The organism is Corynebacterium gallinarum, assembly GCF_014837045.1.
In the GTDB taxonomy this organism is placed as follows: domain Bacteria; phylum Actinomycetota; class Actinomycetes; order Mycobacteriales; family Mycobacteriaceae; genus Corynebacterium; species Corynebacterium gallinarum.
In genome coordinates this window covers 230729-247730 of sequence record NZ_JACSPR010000005.1, presented here as the reverse complement: position 1 = coordinate 247730, position 17002 = coordinate 230729, and the positions used below count along the sequence as shown (strand labels likewise).

19 protein-coding genes are annotated in these 17002 nt (G+C 64.1%); 6 read left to right on the top strand and 13 right to left on the bottom strand.

The window, feature by feature from the left end; genetic code table 11:
* Positions 1–112 precede the first annotated feature (112 nt).
* Genes H9627_RS09075 through H9627_RS09065 form a run of 3 tightly spaced genes read right to left on the bottom strand, consistent with a single transcriptional unit; the run spans position 113 to position 1441 of the window.
* Positions 113–298, bottom strand: coding sequence for a hypothetical protein (locus tag H9627_RS09075; RefSeq protein ID WP_191733696.1), 186 nt, complete (start codon positions 296–298; stop codon positions 113–115).
* Between the two features lies 1 nt (position 299).
* Positions 300–1094: a YceI family protein gene (locus H9627_RS09070; protein ID WP_225213663.1), complete on the bottom strand. Its 795-nt coding sequence runs from the start codon at positions 1092–1094 to the stop codon at positions 300–302.
* A complete protein-coding gene (locus H9627_RS09065; RefSeq protein ID WP_191733694.1) occupies positions 1091–1441 on the bottom strand; it encodes a hypothetical protein in 351 nt (116 codons plus the stop codon). Before H9627_RS09065 ends, H9627_RS09070 begins: the two co-directional genes overlap by 4 nt.
* A gap of 252 nt (positions 1442–1693) precedes the next feature.
* On the opposite strand from H9627_RS09065, the gene H9627_RS09060 reads away from it, so the two are divergent.
* Positions 1694–2086, top strand: coding sequence for an RNA polymerase-binding protein RbpA (locus H9627_RS09060; RefSeq protein WP_191733692.1), 393 nt, complete (start codon positions 1694–1696; stop codon positions 2084–2086).
* Between the two features lie 98 nt (positions 2087–2184).
* Here H9627_RS09060 and H9627_RS09055 read toward each other — a convergent pair whose 3' ends face one another.
* The 4 genes from H9627_RS09055 to H9627_RS09040 are packed head-to-tail and all read right to left on the bottom strand — an operon-like array spanning position 2185 to position 6699.
* Positions 2185–3003, bottom strand: a complete 819-nt coding sequence (locus H9627_RS09055; protein WP_191733690.1) for a polyprenol monophosphomannose synthase — start codon at positions 3001–3003, stop codon at positions 2185–2187.
* Between the two features lie 56 nt (positions 3004–3059).
* Complete coding sequence (gene lnt / locus H9627_RS09050) at positions 3060–4730, bottom strand: apolipoprotein N-acyltransferase (protein ID WP_191733688.1); 1671 nt, start codon at positions 4728–4730, stop codon at positions 3060–3062.
* Positions 4727–5311 carry an FxsA family protein gene (locus H9627_RS09045; protein WP_191733686.1) on the bottom strand — a complete coding sequence of 195 codons (585 nt, stop codon included), beginning with the start codon at positions 5309–5311 and terminating at the stop codon, positions 4727–4729. The genes lnt and H9627_RS09045 overlap by 4 nt, the downstream gene beginning before the upstream one ends.
* 44 nt (positions 5312–5355) lie before the next feature.
* Complete coding sequence (locus tag H9627_RS09040) at positions 5356–6699, bottom strand: lipase family protein (RefSeq protein ID WP_191733684.1); 1344 nt, start codon at positions 6697–6699, stop codon at positions 5356–5358.
* Between the two features lie 56 nt (positions 6700–6755).
* Here H9627_RS09040 and H9627_RS09035 point away from each other — a divergent pair, with 56 nt between their 5' ends.
* Complete coding sequence (locus H9627_RS09035; RefSeq protein WP_225213662.1) at positions 6756–7553, top strand: hypothetical protein; 798 nt, start codon at positions 6756–6758, stop codon at positions 7551–7553.
* Between the two features lie 119 nt (positions 7554–7672).
* On the opposite strand, the gene cbiE is transcribed toward H9627_RS09035, so the two are convergent.
* From cbiE to H9627_RS09020, 3 genes are read right to left on the bottom strand one after another with little or no spacing between them, the layout of a single operon-like run.
* Positions 7673–9052: a precorrin-6y C5,15-methyltransferase (decarboxylating) subunit CbiE gene (gene cbiE, locus H9627_RS09030; RefSeq protein WP_191733679.1), complete on the bottom strand. Its 1380-nt coding sequence runs from the start codon at positions 9050–9052 to the stop codon at positions 7673–7675.
* A 46-nt stretch (positions 9053–9098) separates the two neighbouring features.
* Positions 9099–9839, bottom strand: coding sequence for an SDR family oxidoreductase (locus tag H9627_RS09025; RefSeq protein WP_191733677.1), 741 nt, complete (start codon positions 9837–9839; stop codon positions 9099–9101).
* Complete coding sequence (locus H9627_RS09020) at positions 9836–10981, bottom strand: M24 family metallopeptidase (RefSeq protein ID WP_191733676.1); 1146 nt, start codon at positions 10979–10981, stop codon at positions 9836–9838. The genes H9627_RS09025 and H9627_RS09020 overlap by 4 nt, the downstream gene beginning before the upstream one ends.
* Before the next feature lie 29 nt (positions 10982–11010).
* Here H9627_RS09020 and H9627_RS09015 point away from each other — a divergent pair, with 29 nt between their 5' ends.
* The 4 genes from H9627_RS09015 to H9627_RS09000 all read left to right on the top strand — a co-directional run bounded on the left by H9627_RS09015 (position 11011) and on the right by H9627_RS09000 (position 12528).
* Positions 11011–11691 (top strand): S1 family peptidase, encoded by a 681-nt coding sequence (locus H9627_RS09015; protein WP_191733674.1) that lies wholly within the window; start codon positions 11011–11013, stop codon positions 11689–11691.
* A 15-nt stretch (positions 11692–11706) separates the two neighbouring features.
* Positions 11707–11865, top strand: a complete 159-nt coding sequence (locus H9627_RS09010; RefSeq protein WP_191733672.1) for a hypothetical protein — start codon at positions 11707–11709, stop codon at positions 11863–11865.
* Positions 11866–11938: 73 nt separating this feature from the next.
* The gene (locus tag H9627_RS09005) at positions 11939–12205 is read left to right on the top strand and encodes a toxin HicA (RefSeq protein WP_318247772.1); all 267 of its coding nucleotides are present in this window, start codon (positions 11939–11941) and stop codon (positions 12203–12205) included.
* The gene (locus H9627_RS09000) at positions 12202–12528 is read left to right on the top strand and encodes a type II toxin-antitoxin system HicB family antitoxin (RefSeq protein WP_191733671.1); all 327 of its coding nucleotides are present in this window, start codon (positions 12202–12204) and stop codon (positions 12526–12528) included. The genes H9627_RS09005 and H9627_RS09000 overlap by 4 nt, the downstream gene beginning before the upstream one ends.
* A gap of 77 nt (positions 12529–12605) precedes the next feature.
* On the opposite strand, the gene H9627_RS08995 is transcribed toward H9627_RS09000, so the two are convergent.
* The 3 genes from H9627_RS08995 to tatA all read right to left on the bottom strand — a co-directional run bounded on the left by H9627_RS08995 (position 12606) and on the right by tatA (position 16936).
* Entirely contained in the window at positions 12606–15428 is a 2823-nt protein-coding gene (locus H9627_RS08995) for a DEAD/DEAH box helicase (RefSeq protein WP_191733669.1), read from the bottom strand.
* 24 nt (positions 15429–15452) lie between these two features.
* Positions 15453–16394, bottom strand: a complete 942-nt coding sequence (gene tatC / locus H9627_RS08990) for a twin-arginine translocase subunit TatC (protein ID WP_191733726.1) — start codon at positions 16392–16394, stop codon at positions 15453–15455.
* Between the two features lie 206 nt (positions 16395–16600).
* A complete protein-coding gene (tatA, locus tag H9627_RS08985) occupies positions 16601–16936 on the bottom strand; it encodes a Sec-independent protein translocase subunit TatA (protein ID WP_191733668.1) in 336 nt (111 codons plus the stop codon).
* Between the last annotated feature and the right edge of the window lie 66 nt (positions 16937–17002).

Below are 17002 nucleotides of genomic sequence, written 5' to 3'. Positions count from 1 at the left end.
AGCCCGGCAAATACAGGCCGCTACGGCGCTTCCCCAAGCCTTAGCGTCGGATATTTTACTTTTCCACAAGCCACCCCAGGGGGCGGTGAAGGCGTCGATAAGCCTGCGGGCTTTAGGTGTCGGCGCGCGGGCTCTCGCGGTGCCGGTAGGCGGTGCGCAGCTGCCAGGCGGTCAGTGCGGCGAGGAGAAGGGCGATGATGCTGAAGATATAGGCCGATTCCCACGTCATGAAGAGGGTGAAACCGAGCAGCACGATGAGGCGGAACCACAGTGCGGGAATCATGCGGGCTGCGAGCATATTACTTCTCCAGGGCGAGGCGGACGTTGATCTCGCCCATCTCGGCGATCTTGGCGGCGACGAACTCCGGGGTTTCCACACCGTAGTCGAGGCGGTTGATCTCGATGTCGGAGGCGATGATGACCTGGTCACCGTCGCGCAGGACGTCGAAAGTGGGGGTCACATCGTTGGTCTGGCCGTGCACGGTGAGCTCACCGGGAACAACGACCTGGCCGACGGTACCGTCATCCGGGATGGAGGACAGGTCGACGGATTCGGTGACCTCGAAGGTGGCCGTGGGGAACTCATCGGTGTTGAACAGTTTCATGCGGACGTTGATGTCGCGCTTTTCCTGATCGGTGCTGATGTTGGTCATGTCGACCGTGACCAGACCGGAGGTGAGGGAGTTGTTGGCGATCTCGATCTCACCGGTGACATCCGAGGTGGAACCGGAGGTGGTCTTCTCCTCACCGGGCAGGATCTCATCGAAGGTGAAACCCGCGGAGGTGGTGTTCGGGATGGAACCCGGCACCACGTTCCAGCTGCCGTTCATGTCCGTAGAAGCAGGTTGTGCACCCTCCGGGTGGATGCCATCTGTCTTGAGGCCGGGGCCCATGATGAGGGTGTAGATCGGTGGGATCACGGCGACCAGGGCCAGGCCGACAATGAGAATGACGGCGACGACGATGATCGGGGTGCGGAAACGTGGTGAGGCGATGCCGGCACCTGTTGTCCGTGCGCCCGGCCCCTGGGAGTTCGGGGTGCCTGCGGAAGGGGTGACATCGTCGTGGGGACGATCTGCGGATGTGTTGCTCATGACCTCAACTTCTCAATTCTTCGAGCCAGTTCCACCAGTTCTGTGCACAACGCGCCGACTTCCCGGGCGTTCTCCCCCTCGTCCACCGCGGTGGCGATATCCTCGGCCGCACACCTGAGCTCAAAGAGGGAATCCCGGAGCTCGTCTGCCCGTTCCGGCGTCATGATGACGGCGTTCACGGGGATGGTGGTACCTGAGACACTGTTGCGCTGCTCGTAGGCACGCTGCCGGCATGCCTGCTTGCAGTATTTCCTCGGCCGTCCACGACCTGAGGGGGCAATGTCCTTTCCGCACCAGGAACACGTGGGAACCTGTTGGGTTGGGAGTTTGTTCTGCACTGATAACACATTAGTCGATCAGGCACCATAGAACGATTCGCGAGTTCACCACCCCATTTATAGGTCTTACCTAACCACTCTCCGAACGGGTGTGCGGACGTGACCTGCCCACCTGCCGAACCCTACCGAACCGCGCGCCAACTGAAAGAGGTAGAATACCAGGGAACAAATAGCGCGGTTGATTCGTTATACCTTGTGACTGTAATCAGTAACAGGTGTTGCTGATATCCGCATTACCGAGGGCAAAGGACTGATACCTAGATGGCAGATCGCGTTCTTCGTGGCAGCCGCATGGGCGCCGTGAGTTATGAAACCGACAGGGATCACGACCTGGCACCACGCCAGCTTGTGAAATACCGGACTGAGGATGGAGAAATCTACGAGGTCCCCTTCGCTGATGATGCGGAAATCCCCGAGGAGTGGATGTGCAAGAACGGTAAGCTCGGCACCCTCGTCGAGGGTGAGGGCGTTGAGTCCAAGCCGGTCAAGCCCCCACGTACCCACTGGGACATGCTTCTTGAGCGTCGTTCCATCGAGGAGCTCGATGTTCTCCTCGAGGAGCGGATCGAGGCGCTGCGTAAGCGTCGTCGTAACGCAGCCAAGCTGCTGAAGGCTCAGCAGGAGGCCGAGGAGGCGGAGAAGGCAGCCGAGTAGCTCCTCCCCCACCTTAAAAAGGCGGTGCCCCCAACCATCACACTGGCGGGGGGCACCGCCTTTGGTGCTTGACTGGTGCTTGTCGACGAAAAGACCCGCTAGAACCAGTCGTTGCGCTTGCGCCAGTGCTTGAATTCATAGGCGGCGAGGCCCGCAATCTCCTTGGACAGTTCCTTCGCCTGGGTGGCGCGGTGCTTCAGGCCCCACCGGGTGACCTCCAGGAGGGAATCCTTGACGAAGCTGCCATCCAGCTTGGATTCACCGATTTCGCGTTCGGTGAAGGTGATGGGTACCTCGCGGACATCGAAGCCCATCTCCACGGCGCGGTAGGCGATCTCCACTTGGAAGATGTACCCAGCCTTGGAGAGTTCATCCATGGGCAGGGCCTCCAGGACCTCGCGGCGGAATACCCGGTAGCCGGCGGTCATGTCGGACAGTCCGGTGCCCAGTGCCAGGGAGATGTAGATGTTGCCGCCCTTCGACAGCACCCAGCGGTCCTTCGGCCAGTTGACCACCTTGCCGCCGGGGATGTAGCGGGAACCGATGACCAGGTCCGCACCGTTGTCGATCTCGGCGAGCAGGAGGTGAAGCTGCTCGGGGGCGTGGGAACCGTCTGCGTCCATCTCGCAGAGGTTACTGTAGTCGCGGTCCAGGCCCCAGCGGAAACCGGCGAGGTAGGCGGCGAACAGTCCATCCTTCTCGGTGCGGTGGAGCACGTGGATGTGGTCGTCGGCGGCGGCCAGCTCATCGGCACGGTCACCGGTGCCGTCGGGGCTGTTGTCGTCCACGATGAGCACATCCACCTCCGGGGTGGCGGTGCGCACCCGGTCAACGATCAGGGGGAGGTTCTCCAGTTCGTTGTAGGTGGGGATGATGACCAAGGTGGTAGCGGTAGCCCCTGGTGCCTCTTTGCTCATCGGGGTGGGCCTCCTTGTCCGCATGATGCGGACCTAGTTGTGAAGATGAATCTGGGTTATTTGCGACGTGTGGTCGCACGGGCCGAAGCAGCACGCTGTTTACCCGCCCCGGAGGAGTTCCCCCCTCGGGATGACTGGCCTGTCTTCTTCACCGGTTGTTTCCGCGAAGCTGCATTTTTGGATGTCTTCGACGAACCAACCTGGTTCCGGGAACGGGCGTTGAACCACAGGGCGGCAATGCCGGCCAATGTTCCCATGATAACCAACACCAATTCAACATAGAAACCCACACGGGCTGCAAGTGTGATGGTCTGCTTCAAGGGGATGTCCGCGGTGAGGGTGGCGGCCTCGAAAATCCTGGTCCGCTGTTCGACGCTTCCGTCAGGCATGACGATGGCCGACACACCCGAGGTGGCGGCCACGACCACGGCCCGGTCGAACTCAATGGCCCGCATGCGGCTCATGGCCAGCTGCTGGTAGGTCATATCGGTGAACCCGAAGGTGGCGTTGTTGGTCGGGGTGGAGAGGAACTCCGCCCCGTTGGCGATCGCATCCCGGCCGGCCTGGTCGAAGATCACCTCGTAGCAGGTCTGGATGCCCACCACCACGGCCCGGCCGAGGCTGGCGGCATCCATGCTCACCGTGCCGGTGCCGTCACCCGGCTGGAAGTTGCCGGCTGCATCCACCCATGGGGAGAACAGGCGGAAGAACTCCCGGAAGGGCATGTACTCACCGAAGGGCTGGAGGTATTTCTTGTGGTGGTACTCCCCCGCCCCGGTTTCGGGATCGAAGACCACCATGGTGTTGCGGGGACCCACCTCATCGCGGGTGATGGTGCCCACCAGGATCGGGGCCTGCGCGGCATCCACCGCCGAGTTGATGAGGGCGGCGGCCTCCGGGTCGGTGAAAGGGTTGACATCGGAGGAGTTCTCCGGCCAGATCACCAGATCCACCTGCTCGTCGAGGTTGCGGGTTTCCCGCACATGGTTGGCCAGCACGGCACGGCGCTGGGCGTTGAATTCCAGGCCCATGCGTGGCACATTGCCCTGCACGGCGGCCACCGACACCGTCTCCGAGCTGGTGCCGTCCCGGTCGACGTAGAGGGAGGTGGTCAGCCCCATCAGCAGGACCAGGACGGCCACCCCGAGCCCCACGAGGCGGTCACGGTTGATCAGTGCCACGGCGAGTCCCACTGCAACGAACACGGTGGCCGCGGTGACCAGGGCTGGCCCACCGAGGGAGACCAGGTTGGCCAGGGGTCCGTTGATCTGACCCCAGGCCAGGCGCACCCACGCGAACCCGCCGAAGGGCCAGCTGCTGCGCAGGTATTCCACCGCCACGTAGAACAGCGGGAACAGGAATGCACCCCACCTACGCCATCTGGCCAGGGCCACGCCTCCGGCACCGAGGGCGATGGAGTACAGCGCCAGGACCACCGCGAGTGCGATATAGGGCAGATTGCCCACGAACTCACCGATCCACGGCAACAGCAGCAGGTACTGGGTCAGCCCGTGGATGAAACCGAAGAGCATGCCCTGGGCGATGGTCGGTCCGGCCGCCACCCGACCACTGCGGCCCACACGGCTCCCGTGACCCCAGGGCGCCAGCGAGATATACAACAGGGCGGTGCCGACGATACCGGCGATGAACCAGCCGACGGGCTCATGGGAGGCATAGACGAACAGGCCACCGAGAGCGGCGATGGACCCGCGGATGAAAACGGTCACTTATCCCGGTCCTCGCGATCGGAGGGGTCGTCATCGGTTTTCCCGTCACGCGGGCTGTCAAAGTCCTCCGGGCGCAGATCAGCGGTCCACTCCTGGATCTCCTCCTCATCGAGGACGATGGGTCGGGCGGGCTGCTCCGGGGTGGTGCTGGCTGCACCGAATCCACCGTAGGAGGTCTGGGGGCGGAAACCGTTGGCGGCCTGGAAACCGCGGACGCCGAGGTCCTCGATCGCTGTGCGTACGCGTTTGGCCAGCGTGCGCCTGAACAGCGCACGGGTGGGTGGGAACATCAGGAGCAGGCCCAGCACGGAGGTGACAAAGCCCGGCATGACCACCAGGATGGCACCGGCGGCGGTGAGGCCGAAGTTGCCGGCGATGGCCCCGGGGTTACCCTGCCCGGATTTCTGGGCGATGGCGGCGGCACGGCTGATGCGTTGCATCTCCACGGCGGCGAGGATGAGGCCACCGAAAAAGGCGAGGAACAACAGGCCGATGGCCCAGCCGATCCCCAGCCACATGACCACCGCCATGAAGGCAAGTATTTCAATGACAAAGTACGGAATTGCTATTGCTGCAGGCACACCCCAACCCTACCTGGCCAGCCTGGCGTGACCTATCGGGGAGCTCATGCCCCGTGGAGGCGGTCGAGGAGCCATCCGGAGTGGTCGGTGAGGTGGCGGAAGTAGGGGCCGAAGTGGTTCATGCCGGTGCGGCCGGGCGCACGGGGCAGGCCGGACTCGTGCCAGGTGACGTCGGCTCCGAGGTCGGCCCAGCGGTCGCGGACGTCGCGGACCTGCTGGATGGGGATGACATCGTCGTGTGTGGAGCCCCACAGCAGGACGGGGATGCCCGGGGTGGTGTGTCCGAGTTGCTGGCGTTCGAATTCGCCCAGCACACCGGGTAGATCATCGAGGATGTCGCCGAGGGGTTGTCCCGTGGTGGTCCAGGAGGTGGTCTTCTCGTATGCGCTGGTGATGACGGTGCCGCCGGCGCAGGTGGCGATGTTGCGGAGTATCTCCGTGAGGCCATGCGAGGTGAGGACGGGGAGGATCTCGTCGTGAAGCTCAGGCCGGGTGGCGGCGAGCCCGGCGACCGCGTAGGCGATGACCCCGGTGAGCATGCCGCCGTCGACGGCACGCAGGACCCCGGGGAGGTCGGAGGGTGGGGCACCGACCACGGCCGCGATGGGGTTGATATCCGGGGTGGTGCGGCTGAGTTGGGCGGCCCAGCCCACCGCGCCTCCGCCCTGGGAGAAGCCCCAGAGGCCGAGGGGCTGGTCGGGTGTGATGCCGAGGTGGCGGGCGGCGTGGATGGCGTCGACAAGCGCCCCCGCGGCGGTGATGGAGTCACAGTAGTACTGGATGCCGGCGACGGGGTCGCGGGGATAGTCGATGAAGATGACGTCGACACCCTGGGCGAGGAACCAGGTGAGCACGGGCAGTTCGTAGGCGGCGATCGCGTCGACGGGGCGGTCGGGGAAGACGCTCAGGCCGATGGCGCAGGTGTGGGAGGGGTCGCAGTGCGCGGCCACGCCCTGGGTGGAGGGGGCGAAGGCGACAACGGGCCGTGGTGTGTCGCGCAGGTGCGGGGTTTTGGAGAAGCACACGCCCCCGGTGGCGGTGATCGCCCTGCCCAGTGGGTCCTCGGTGATGTATTCGAAGCGGTAGGAGCTGGCGGGGTTGAGTTCGCCGCGGGTGCCCAGGACGCGCAGGGGTGCGACGTTGACCAGGGTGCCGGGTTCCATGCCGGGTGTGGTGGTGGCGCTGCCGAAGTCCGGGACGGCCGTGGGGTCGGGGATGATCTGTGACCCGGCGCGATCGGGGCGGCGTTGGCGTCCGGTGAACAGGCGGGTGAGGGAGCGGGCGCTTTCGTCGATCAGGGGCAGCAGGACGCGGCGGGTGGCGGCGTGGTTGCCGGCACGGATGACCCGTGTGGCGGTGAGGTCTTTATATGCTGCCGGTGCTGCCATGGGGCCCACACTATTGTTTTCCCGGTTGTGGTGCACAGGCGGTTATCATGTTGCGCATGCATTCCCATGATGAGTTTTCTACCTTTGTCCAGACCGTTGATGGTTTGACCGCCCGTATCCGGGTTCCGGGTGGGCGGGTGCGTGCCGCGCAGTGGGAGGGGTTGGCTGCGTTAAGTGAGGGGTTCGGGGATGGGCAGCTGCATCTGACCTCGCGGGGTAACCTGCAGATCCGTGGGGTGCGGGATGAGGAGGCGGTCGCATCAACGCTTGCCGGTCTGGGGCTGGGGGTCGCGCCGTCGATCATGTGCTCTCCCCTGTCGCCGGCGCTGATGACGCTTGTCGACGCCCTCGTCCCCCACCTTCCCGCCAGCGGCCCGGTGGTGGGGATCGATGCCGGTGACGGTGCGATCCTGGCGAAGGGCCCAGATGTGGGTCTGGTCGCCCACGGTGATGGTGAGCGGTTCCATCTGGTGGTCGGCGGTGACCCGACGGGGCTGATTGTGTCCGCGGACTCTGTGGTGGAGGTGGTGACTGCCGCTGTTGCGGGTCAGGAAGTGGCGGATCTGGTTGCAGACAGGTCTGAGGTGGTGCTTCCGACGGTGGATGGTCGGCAGGCCCCGATCGGGTGGATGCAGGACGGGGATGTGGTGATCCTCGGTGCTGGTCTGCGGGAGGGGTGCATGGACGCGCAGCTGGCGCGGTTCCTCGCCGCGATTGAGACTGATATCCGGATCACCCCGTGGCGGTCCATGGTGATCCATGGGCTCTCGGATGCGGTGGCGGATCAGGTGGTGAAGGTGCTGGCCCCCATGGGGTTGATCTTCGATGCCAACTCCCCCTGGTTGGCCGACTAGGACTTTTTCGACACAGGGCCGGTGGATACCGGCGTGTGTGTCGAAAAAATCGCGGTATCTGCGCGGGATAGTGTGAATTTTCCGACACATCTTTCCCACCCGGGCCCAGATGTGTCGGTTTAAACGCCGGTGGGCACCAGGGGTTTGATGGCGCGCCACTGGGTGATGTCCTCGGTCTCCGTGCCGTCGATGGAGATCCCCACCCGGCGCAGGGTGCCACCGTAGCGCTGCTGGTAGGTGCTCAACTCTGCGGCCTCCTCCTCGGTGCGGGCATTGATCACCATGTGTCCCCCGGGGCGCAGCATGGACCAGGCGGTGATGACCACCAGCTCATCACCCAGTCCGCCACCGACATAGATGGCATCCGGGGCCACGGCGTTGGGACCACTGGCATACCGGGCGCCCTTGAGTGCCCTGGGGGCTGCCCCCATCACCTCGAGCCACGGCACACCCAGGCGGGTGGCATTGCGTTTGATGCGCGCGGAGCTGTCCGGGTCCGGGCAGAAACAGATGGCATGGGCGCGGGTGCGGGTGAATCCGCCACTGGCCAGGCCGACGGCGCGCAGCCATTCGATGGCCACGGAACCCGTGCCGCCGCTGATATCCCACAGCAGCTGGCCCGGAACCGGGCGCAGGGCGGAGACGGTCAGTGCCCGGATATCGGCATCCAGCAGCTGGCCGTCGTGTTCATAGGACTCCTCCCCCAGGCCCGGGAGCAGGGAACGGCGGTGTGTCTGTCCACCGATGGGTGGGGATACCGCGATCACGTTGAGGGTGGAGACCGGCCGTGGGGGCTGCGCGGCGGTGCCGGCGGTGATCTCCTCATCCGGGCTGCCGAGGTCGCTGAGCACGGTGAGGTCATGGTGGTCATACCCCATCTCGCACAGCAGTCCGGCGATATCCGTGGCACTGAACTCATCGCGGCCCATGACCAGGAATCTCACACCAGAATCAATGAGCGGGATGAGGGTCTCCAGGGACCGGTTGGTCAGTGAGGCGACCGGGGTGCGTTCCAGGGGCCAGCCCAGGCGGGCACACGCCAGCGAGACCGAGGATGGCGCCGGTATCACGGTGATGCGGTCGGGTCCCAGCACCTCGGTGAGGGTGGAGCCGATGCCGTGGAACATGGGATCACCGGCGGACAGCACCACCACGTGCAGGCCCGTGAGGCTCTTGAACAATCCCTCCAGGGCGGGGATGCGTGGTTCCGGCCAGGGGCGACGCTCGCCCCGGACGGTGTCGGGCAGGTGGTTGAGCTGGCGCCAGGAACCGATGACCACATCGGCGCGCAGCAGGGCGGTCTGGGCCTTGTGCCCCAGTTCGTCGAAACCATCCTCGCCGATACCGACCACGGTGATGGACTCCCGGGGTCCACGCGGGTTGGTGCTGGTGGCCACATCCGCCTGGGGATCACCATCGACCACTGCGAACCGGGGGGATGCCAGGGATTCCTTCCGTGCGGCTGCGCCGGAGGTATGGACGGTGATCGGTTCGCTCATGACATCTGATTCTACCGGTGGCCGGTGACCAGTGATGACGGTGGGGTTAGCGTGGCATCCGGCGCCAGATGGGGCGTGGAACCATGCGCATGACCCAGGCCAGCAGTCGCAGACGACCCGGGATCCACAGTGTGGCGCTGCCCCTGCCTGCAGTGATCCGGTCCACCACCGCATCGGCGACATCCCCCGGGTACACCGACATCGGTGCAGGTGACATGCCGGTGGTCATGGAGCCGATGACAAAACCGGGCCGGGCGGTGATCAATGACACCGCTGAACCGTGCAGGGCGTCACTGAGCCCCTGACAGAACGCATCCAGTCCCGCCTTGGTGGAGCCGTAGACATAATTGGCCCGCCTCGCACGCCACCCGGCGATGGAGGAGAACGCCACGATCGTCGACCTGACATCCTGGGTGCGGAGCTCGTCGGCAAGCACCGTCAGCATGGACACCTGCGCGGTGTAGTCGAGGGTGGCGATCTCCACGGCATGGGCCTCGTCGGTTTCCGCCCGGGCCTGCTCGCCCAGGATCCCGAAGGCCACCACCGCACACGTGATCGGGCCGGCCAGGTCGCGCGCCTGACGCACCACCGCGCGGTGGGAACCCAGATCTGTGGCCTCGAACTGCACCGGGTGCACAGCGACAGCGCCCAGCGCCTCAAGCTCCGCGGTGAGCTCCCCCAGTGCCTCCACCCGGCGCGCCGCCAGCACCACCTGGTCACCGGGTGCCAGGCGACGGGCGATCTCCCCGCCGATGTCACTGGTGCCACCGAGGATGAGGATGCTCACTGCAGGTCCTTCGGCTGATTGTTGAGGGTCTCGCAGCCATCGGCGGTGATGACCACGATGTCCTCGATACGGGCACCGTGAACACCCTCGATGTAGATGCCCGGTTCGATGGAAAACGCCATGCCGGGTTCCAGGATGAGGTCATTGCCGGCCATGATGAAGGGTTCCTCGTGGGTGGACAGTCCGATGCCGTGTCCGGTGCGGTGGATGAAGTGCTCCCCGTAGCCGACGGCCTCGATTGCCATACGGGCGGCCTGATCCACCGAGGAGGCGGTCACGCCGGGGCGTGCCTGGGCGACGGCGGCGAGTTGCGCGGCGTGGAGGGCGTCGTAAAGCTTCGTGAACTCCGGGTCCCGCTGGGTGTCCGGCCCGCCGACCACGTAGGTGCGGGTGCAGTCCGAGTGGTAGCCGACGCCGAAGGTGCCGCCGATGTCGACGACCACGACGTCGCCGGTGGCCAGCACGCGGTCGGAGAAACTGTGGTGGGGGTTGGCGCCGTTGGGCCCGGAGCCGACGATGATGAAGTCCACGGCCGTGTGTTCGGCGAGGATGAGTTCCTCCAGGTCGGTGGCCACATCGCGTTCGGTGCGCCCGTCGACAAGCAGGGACGGCACCTTCGCGTGCACCCGGTCGATGGCGGCACCGGCGTCGCGCAGCTGGGTGATCTCGGCGTCATCCTTGGAAACGAACAGTTCCTTGAGCACCTGCACGGCCAGTTCATAGCGGATACCCACCGGCAACAGCTCCTGGAACGGCAGGAGATGATCGGCGGTGATCGACGACCCGATCCCCACCCCCATCATCTCCATGCCGAGGGGATCCAGGGCGTCGATGGCGAGCTGGTGGGCGTTCTCCCCGTCCACCCAGCCGCGGACGGTGATGTCGAGGTCCGGAATGGCGGACAGGGCGAGATCGCCGCGGTCCACGGCGGGCAGGATGATGGTCGGGGTTCCCAGCACCGGGATCACCAGTGCAGTGAGGCGCTCATGGGTGGTAAGCCACGAACCGGTCAGATACGCCAGCTCCGCGCCGGTGCCGATGATCAGGCCGTTGAGACCTGCGCTGGCGGCACCGGCCTGCGCGCGTTCCAGGCGTTCGGCGTAGACCTCAGTGGGGAAAATATTGATGGAGGGATCACTCATGGCATCCAAGCCTAGTAGCCTGGACAGGTGTGCGATCCAACCACACTGTCCGCCTGAGTGCGCCGGGACGTTATGCGTCCGGGTTTCTGGTCTCGAAAGCGCTTGTCGACGCTTCCCTCTCCGCCCACCTCGACCCCGGCGCGCGCGACTTGCCGCCCCACCTGTCCGACCGTGCGGAGTTCGTGCTCACCGCGGCGCATTTCCTGCGAGGGTCAGGGGGTTCTTCCCCGATCCGGGTGCGTGGGGTGCGCCTGTCCGGCACGGCGCGGGAGCATGTGTCCATCTTCGGCACCGACATTGGCGTGCTGCGCCTTGAGACCCCGGCGCCGACCCGTCAACTGCCGATGCTCTCACCCACACCGATCCGGTTTGGTCAGCGCACGGTGACCTACGGTTTCGGGGGTCGGTCGAATGCGTTGGTACCGAAGGAGCTCCCCGGCCGGGTGCTGGCGAGGGTTCCCTTCGCGCTCTCCCGCAACCCGTTCACCCGGGTGCGACACGGCGTGATGGTGTTCAACCATCCTGAGCCTGCGATTCGTGGCGATTCCGGCGGGCCCGTTCTCTCGGATGGCCTGGTCTATGGGCTGCAATCCATGATCACCGACCCCCTGGGATTTAATACCCGGGTGGCCACCGTGGCGGCCCTGGCTCCCCACCTGCCTGCCATCCGGCGGGCCATGGAGCAATTCGGGGATGCCAACCAGGAATGAGGAGGCAACAAAACAATGACCACCCACCATAGAGACGGACAACCTGTCCCCGAACGTGACCGGGCCTGGGAGGCCGAACGTCGGCGACGCATGGCCAAACTGCGTCAGGACAGTGCAAAGCGCACCCTGGAGGTCATCGAGCAGAAGTTCCCCGACCTGAAGACTGGTAACTAGATATCGCCACCTTCTCCTCGATGAGCACTTAGCACCCCCTTGACTCTAGTACCACGGGCAGTACCATAAGGGTGTGGAGAAAAGAATCGCTGAGCTTCTTCAAAAGATGCAGGAATCTCCAACCAATGTTCGTTTCACTGATTTAGAGAAAGTCTGCGACTACTTTTTCGAAAGGCGACGATCGTCAGGATCATCTCATCGAACCTATAAAACACCCTGGCTAGGTGACCCCCGTGTCAATATTCAAAACGACCGAGGCAAAGCGAAGGTTTACCAGGTCAATCAGGTTCTTCAGGCCGTCGAAAAAATCACCAACAATCATGAAGGGAGCGCTCCATGAACCCCAAAAAATACACCTATCAAATCTCCTGGTCAGAGGAAGACGGCGAGTACATCGCCACTGTGCTTGAATTTCCCTCCCTATCCTGGCTGGACCCCGACCGTGCACAGGCAGAACAGGGATTGCTGAACCTGGTAGCCGAGGTTCTGGAGGATATGGCCGAGTCTGGGGAGAAAATCCCCACCCCACTGGGAGAGCGTTCCTATTCCGGAAAGTTCAATGTACGCACCTCCCATTCCCTACACCGTCGACTGGTAATGGAAGCAGAGGCTGAGGGAGTGTCCTTAAACACCTGGGTCAATCAGAAATTAGCGTCCGCTTGATCTCACTGCAACCATAAACCCCTGGTCCAGCAGGGCAGACATGCCGGACCAGGGGTTTCATCGGTCATGATGGTGCGCTAGCTACCAATCGCCACCACGCCACGGCGGATAGCGTCGATACCCTGGCGGGCGGTGCGTGCCATCTCATCGCTGTAGGAGGTCTTGGCCACCTGCTCCAGCAGATCAATGACCTGGCGGCACCAGCGTACGAAATCACCCGGGGTGAGCTCCGCACCGTTTTCCGCAGCCGCGGCCATGCAGTACCCGAGGGGTGCGCCGGCGGCCCACTGGTGGATGGCCATGGCGAACCCGGCCTCCGGCTGGCGGGTGAGGGGCAGGCGGTGGCGGCGTTCGTCGTCGACAAGCTCCGACCAGATGCGTTCGGTGTTGTTCATGGCCTCGGCCATCCCCTCGGTGACCGCCTCCGGGGAGCCACCGGTTTCCCGGCGGTTCTCGAAGGTGCACATGCTCACCACACCGGCCAGCTCCGCCGGGTCCAGCTCATCCCAGATACCCCGCTTGAGGCACTGGGCAACCAGGAGATCCGATTCATTGTGGATCTTGGCCAGGCGCTCGCCCTCCTCGGTGATCACCGGGTTGTCCGGATCGGCGTAGTCGACATAGTCCATCTCACTGAGCAGGGAGAGGATGCGTTCGAAGGTTCGGCCCAGGGTTTCCCGTGCCCGGTCCACCGTTCCGGTCAGTTTGTTCAGGTCCCGCTGTTTGCGCAGCATCCGCTCGGCGGTGCGCGCCAGCTGTTCACGATCCGGCCAGTGGTGGGCCTCGTGATCGCGGATGACGCTGCGCAGCTCATGGATCCGCTCATTGGGACGCACCCGGGCGGTGTCACGCATCTTGTTCGGTCGCTTGAAGTTGCCGCGCCGGAACAGTTCCTGCACCTGGCGGGCGAACCGGCGTGGTGACTGGGCGGCACCGCGGGGCAGGCGCATGTTGCCGACCACGATGGGGGCGTTGTTGAAGGAATCCGCGTCGATGCGCCCGGACCAGCCGGACTCCGTGGTCACCCACGGGCGGGGATCACGGGCCTGGTTGGCCGGTGTCATCACCACCGCGAGCACCGGGCGTTTACGGCCCGGCATGGCGATGACCTCGCCGACCTGCAGCTTGGACAACACGGTGGTCACCTCCGCGTGGCGCTGCTCCATACTGTCACGGCGGTGGGTCTTCTCCTCCTCGTTGAGTTCACGTCGTAGCTCCATGTACTCCAGGAAGGACTCCACGGCGGTCTTATCCGGGGACACCGCCGGGTTGGTTGCGGTGATCTCACGGTCAAGCTGAGTACGCAGTTCCTCGACCTTGCGTTCCGCGCGTTCGATCTCCCGGACATCACCGACCACCGAGCCGTCGGCCTGGAACTGGGCGAAGGATTTCTCCAGCAGACGCAGCGACTGCTCATAGCCGATGGTTTTCAGCAGGTTCACCGACATGTTGTACCCGGGCTGGAAGGTGGAGATCAGCGGGTAGGTGCGCGTGGAGGCCAGACCCGCCACAAAACGGGGATCCATCGCCGGTGACCACTGCACCACCGCGTTACCGAGGATGTCGATGCCCCGTCGTCCCGCACGTCCCGTCAGCTGGGTGTACTGGCCCGGGGTGAGGTCCACATGACCCTCACCGTCGAATTTGACCAGTTTCTCCAGCACCACAGTGCGCGCCGGCATGTTGATGCCCAGGGCCAGGGTCTCGGTGGCGAACACCGCCCGCACCAGCCCCTTGACGAATAACTCCTCCACAATGTGGCGGAACGCCGGCAGCATACCCGCGTGGTGGGCGGCGAACCCACGCATGAGCGCCGAACGCCACTGTTTGAAGTTGAGGACCTGCAGATCCTCCTCCGGGATACCCACCACACCGGCGTCGATGATGCGGGCGATCTCCTCCGACTCCTCCTGATCGGTGAGGATCAGCTTGGAGCGCAGGCACTGGTACAGCGCACCGTCGCACCCGGCGCGGGAGAAGATGAAGGTGATGGCGGGCAGCATGTTCATCCCCTGCAGGATCCGCAGCACCTCGGGCCTGCCGAGGGGGCGGTTGCGGTCCTGTTCACGCACCTGGCCGGAACGGCGGGTGTCCCGGTTCTCCTTGCCATCATCACGACCGCGATCGCGTCCCCCCTTGGCGCGAGTCCGGAAGCCCTCGCCGGAGCGGTACTCGGAGCGCCCCGGTTCGCTGGCCTGTGAGTTGAGCCGGTCGATGGTAGCCTCCAGCTGCTTGTTCAGGCGACCGTCGGTGCCGGGTTCGAACAGGGGCAGCACCTTGCGCTGGACCATCATGTACTGATCCAGGGGTACGGGTCGGTGCTCGGTGACGATCACCTGGGTGTCACCCCGCACCGTGGTCAGCCATTCGCCGAATTCCTCGGAGTTGGACACGGTGGCGGACAGGCCGATGATCTTGACGGACTCGTCGAGGTTGAGGATGACCTCCTCCCACACCGCGCCACGGGAGGCGTCAGCGAGAAAGTGGATCTCATCCATAACCACATGGCTGAGGCGTTCCAGGGCGAAGGACTGCCCGTAGATCATGTTGCGCAGCACCTCGGTGGTCATCACCACGATCTCAGCGTCGTGGTTGATGGAGACATCACCGGTGAGCAGCCCCACGGCATCGGCGCCGTGTTTGGCCACCAGGTCGTGGTATTTCTGGTTGCTCAGCGCCTTGATCGGGGTGGTGTAGAAACACTTGGTCCCCCGCGACAGCGCGAGAGAGACGGCGAATTCACCGACGATGGTCTTGCCGGCACCGGTGGGTGCACACACCAGCACGCCGTGGTCACCTTCCACCGCCTGACAACCCTGGATCTGGAAATCATCCAGGTCAAAGCCGAGGTCGGCGACGAATTCTGATAGATGGGTACCCGGTTCGGGAGTGAAACTCATGTCACCAGGCTACCTAACCGCCTCTCAGAGCACGTCGTCGAAGGCCGATCCGCCGTGGGTGAAGCGTGTCGACGTCCGGTTGTCACCCCGGTCAGCATCGACCGGGGCCGGTGGTTCCACCGGCTGGGGTGCCCCGGCACCACCGGGAGCATCATCCAGCGGGGAGGCCGAGAGATCATCGGCGTCCAGCCACTCGGGGCGCTGGCGGTCGCGACGCTTGTCGTTGATGCGGCAGAACTGGATGGCGATCTCCACCAGGAGCGTCAGTGACATGGCGAGCACCAGCATGGAGAAGGGGTCCTGGCCGGGTGTCATGAAGGCTGCAAAGAGGAACAGGATCATGATGATCATGCGACGCTTGTCCTTGATGGCCTCATACTGCAGGATGCCGACCACATTGAGCATGATGATGATCAGGGGCACCTCGAAGCTGACGCCGAAGATCAGCAGCAGGGAGAGCAGGAAGTTGAAGTAGCGTTCACCGGTCAGGGCCGCCATGCTGGCCTCATCACCGATGGTGAGCAGGAAATCCAGACCGAAGGCGACCACGAAGTAGGCCAGGACCGCACCCGCAACGAACAGCAGCACGGCGATGGAGACGAAGACGAAGGTCCACCGACGCTCGTTCTTCATCAGCCCCGGGGTGATGAAACCCCAGACCTGGGACAGCCACACCGGGGAGGCCAGCACCAGACCGACCAGACCGGAGACCTTCAAACGCAGCATGAAGGGATCAAAGGGGCCGGTGGCCAGCAGGCGACAGTCATCAGTCTCGGAGGCCGAGAAGGATGCGCGTGCATCCGGTGGCAGCGAACAGTAGGGCTCGCGCAGGATCTGACCCAGGCTGGGGGTTCCCCACAGGGAGGTCTGATACCAGATGAAAGCGAGGATGGTGCCGACGAGGATGCCGGCCAGGGAGATCAGCAAGCGCCGACGGAACTCCTGGATGTGCTCCACCACCGACATATCCCCTGTGACGGAGGTTTTCTTCCCACGCCGCAGCAGCTTCTTCCGGGGCTTACTAACCCCGGCCCTCTGTGAATCAGACACTTTATGCCACCCTCATCCGAAACGGTGGTCCACACCAGCGTGGGTGTGGACCGTGTGATCAACCGACAACGCACCGCAACTTGGTATGACTGCTCGTTACGGTGCGCCTGACAAACATGGTGTTACGCGGTGCGGTTGGGATCCTCGTAGTTCTGGCGGTAATCCGGCTGCTGTGGGTTCGGAGCCTGCTGAGGCTGGTTCTGATAATGCTGCTGGAAGTTGGGCTGCTGCAGATTCTGGGGAGCCTCGATCTGCTGCGGCTGTGGGGGCTGGTAACCCTGTGGCTGCTGGGGCTCTACCGGGGTCTCATCATCCTTCTGCATCTCCTTGACCTCGGACTTGAAGATGCGCATGGAGCGACCGATGGAACGGGCCGCATCCGGAAGCTTCTTCGCGCCGAACAAAACGATGATCAGCAGGACGATGATGGCGATTTCCCAAGGACCGAGACTAGGCATTGGTGTGTTACTCCAAATTCACGTTGTACAAGCAATCCTGACACCACGTTGCCGGTGAGAGCTAGA